General features: G+C 47.6%; 2 protein-coding genes. Both read left to right on the top strand.

Features of this window, described 5'->3' with window-relative positions; genetic code table 11:
* On the top strand, nt 1–2,889 hold a 2,889-nt coding region (locus tag H8K52_RS20495; RefSeq protein WP_186924770.1), incomplete at its 5' end, for a beta strand repeat-containing protein.
* A gap of 111 nt (nt 2,890–3,000) precedes the next feature.
* Nucleotides 3,001–3,274, top strand: a 274-nt coding sequence (locus H8K52_RS20500; protein WP_186924771.1) for a transposase, incomplete at its 3' end; no start/stop codon positions are given.

Here is a 3,274-nt window from a genome sequence, read left to right on the forward strand (position 1 = left end):
ATCGGCGATGACAATGTGGTCGAAGGTAACAACCTGATTTACACGGTCAGTTTGTCAGCGGCGACATCGAATGTCTCCACCTACGCTTACAGCTTAGGCGGTGGTACAGCGACAGCCGGTAGTGATTACAACACCACACCAACGTTCAGTAATGGCGTGACCTTAGTTGGCGGCAATTTGATCGTGCCAAGTGGCGTGACCAGCTTCACGGTCACCGTTGCCACGATCAATGATGTCGTCGTCGATTCCGCATCGCCAGAAACGCTGCCATTGGTTGTTGGTGGCGTGACAGGCAATGGCGGCATCATCGACAACGATCAACCAACGATCACCACAGTTGAACCAGGCGCACCAGGAACAGGCGACAACAATGTCGTCGAAGGCACGAACTTGGTCTACACCGTCTCCTTGTCGAGCCCAACGACCATCGCTTCCACTTATGCGTATGCGTTGGGTGGTGGTACAGCGACATCAGGTGCTGATTACAACGCCACCCCGACGTTCAGTAATGGTGTGACCTTGGTCGGTGGTAATTTGATCGTCCCAGCAGGTGTTACCAACTTTACGGTAACGGTGGCAACAATCGACGATGCCGTGGTGGATTCGGCATCGCCAGAGACTTTGCCATTGGTCATTGCAGGTGTGACTGGCAATGGTGGTATTACTGATAATGAGCCACTTCCGACCGCCTCAGTGACGAATGTTACGGTTGCTGAAAGTGGTGGTTTTGCGCAGTTCACCTTGAGTTTGAGTGGTATCAGCAGTGTTGCAACCACATTCGATCTGGCATTGGCGAATGTCTCTGCGACAGGCGTTGGTGTCGATTATGGTTCTGGCGGTGCAAACAATTTACAGATTTCGACGAATGGTGGTGGAACTTGGATCAATGCAACGAGTGTCACAATCGCGGCCGGTTTGACTAGTGTACTGGTTCGTACGCCAGTCAATACTGATAACCTTGTCGAGCCGAGTGAGACATTTACTTTGACAGCGACCAGAACTGCTGGCGTGACGAGCAATGCAAGTGCTGTTGGTACTGCGACTATCACTGATAATGTGTTGCCAACTGTGGCGGCACAGGCTCGTTCGGTTTCTGAGGAGGGTTTGACATCAGGTATCGCTGATACTGTCGGCAATCCGTCAGATTCGACGAATTCCACTTCAACTTCGGGGACTATGACAGCGACGGACCCAGATGGAACTGTTACTGCATGGAGTTTGACTTCGGCACCAGTGGGCATTACGTCAAATGGGGTAGCGGTGACTTGGAATTTGGTTGGACAAACCTATACTGGTACTGCGGGTGCTACTCAGGTTGCGACCTTAACAATTAATAGTGCGACCGGTGCCTATAACTTCAATCTTCTCGCACCTATTGATCATGCCACCGCAGGTTCTGAAGATATTCGAGCGTTGAATTTTGGTGTTGGTGCCAGCGATGGATTTGGCGTTGGTACAGGTACCTTGACTATCAATGTTGAAGATGATTCTCCGGTCACTACTGTGTTCACACATCAGCTCTTTGTCGGGGTTGATACGATCAGTGTGAATGACTTGGATGCTGGTTTTGTGAACGCGGTCAATACCAGTGGAGGTGCGGTCACTGGCGTGAATGTTGACGCTACTGATGCCTTTGTGGATCGTTTATTATGGGGTACCGGCAATCCACAATCTGGTTATGAATTAGTTGACACTGTAGGATTTACAAGTGCTGCTGGTACTGCGGTTACTTTAGGGCAGTTGTTTGAGGTTGGTAAATTCACTCATAACAACTTCCCTGTCAGTGGTGCTTCTCTGGATAAAACAGATTTGACGATTTCATTTGATGTTGTCATTAATGGTGTGTCCACGAATGTACCATTCACCGTTGTTTTAGACCATACAGAGACGACAAACACGGCTGATCCAGAAGCTTCGAAGGACATCATTGACTTGCCAGCGACGAGCTCGACAATCAATATTGCTGGACAAAATTACGTTGTTAATTTGAATGGTTTTAAAGATGCGAACGGTAATTTGGTAACTCAAATTAAGACTTCAGAGAATGCAGCAAGTACCTTCGGTATTTTCGCCTCTGTGACGACCGTTGAGCCATTGCCAGTTGCGTCAGGTCGAGTGTTGGCGCAAGGTGGTGCCGATGGCTTGACCAATACTGTCAATTGGAGTGGTTCGAGTACTTACGGTACATTTGTTGGAAATGCGAATGGTACATACACATTTACTATGAATGAAGCAACTCGAAGTTCGATCGCGACAGGAACACAGCTCACGGCATCGTTTAATTACACATTTACCGACAAAGATGGAGATACTTCTACCAATGTCTTAAATATTCAGATGGGTGGTTACAGAAACTTGGAAGGCACCACTGGTGCAGATACGTTAACTGGTCAAAACAGTGTTGCTGATATTTTGTTTGGTTATGGTGGTAATGATACGTTGAGTGGTAATAGTGGCGATGACGTCTTGATCGGTGGCACCGGCAATGATTCTATGACTGGCGGCGCAGGTGCGGATACTTTCAAATGGGGGTTAAATGATAATGGTACAACTGCTGCTCTAGCAATTGACCGCATCACCGACTTTGGAACGGCTACATTTGCAGCTGGTGGGGATCGTTTAGATTTGCGTGATTTGCTGGTTGGCGAGTCAAGCAGTACTCTAGAGAAATTCTTACATTTCAACTGGGACGGCACAAATACAACACTGTACGTAAGTACTAGCGGCGCATTTAATGCTGGTAATGTACTTGCATCGAATCCGACTAATGTGACGAGTAACGATGTTCAGCAGATTATCTTTAATGGCGTCAATCTCACCACGGGATTTACGACGGATCTGCAATTGATTAATGATTTGATTGCGAAAGGTAAGATCATCACGGACTAAGAGGTGATTAAACTCTGAAAGTAAAAAAAAGGGACAGATGACTGTCCCTCAGACTGCTGACAAACCCCAAAAGGCCTCGCCAAGTGCGAGACCTTTTGGTTTAATAGCGGCATGCTAAAAACACCGACACCTTTCCAACACGAATTAGAAATGGTCACCTTCTTGGAACAACTAGTTCCGAAAGACCACCTGCTTCGTTTAATTGATCGTCACATCTCCTTCGATTTCATCCGTGAACGCACTCAAGCGCTTTATTGCGCCGACAATGGTCGTCCCGCGTTTGATCCGGTTTTGCTTTTTAAGATGCTTTTTATTGGCTACCTGTTCGGCATCCGATCCGAGCGCCAAATTGTTCGGGAGATTGAAGTCAATGTCGCTTATCGCT

The sequence above is a fragment of the Affinundibacterium seohonense genome (genome assembly GCF_014284305.1).
GTDB classification, from domain to species: Bacteria; Pseudomonadota; Gammaproteobacteria; order Burkholderiales; family Burkholderiaceae_D; genus Undibacterium; species Undibacterium seohonense.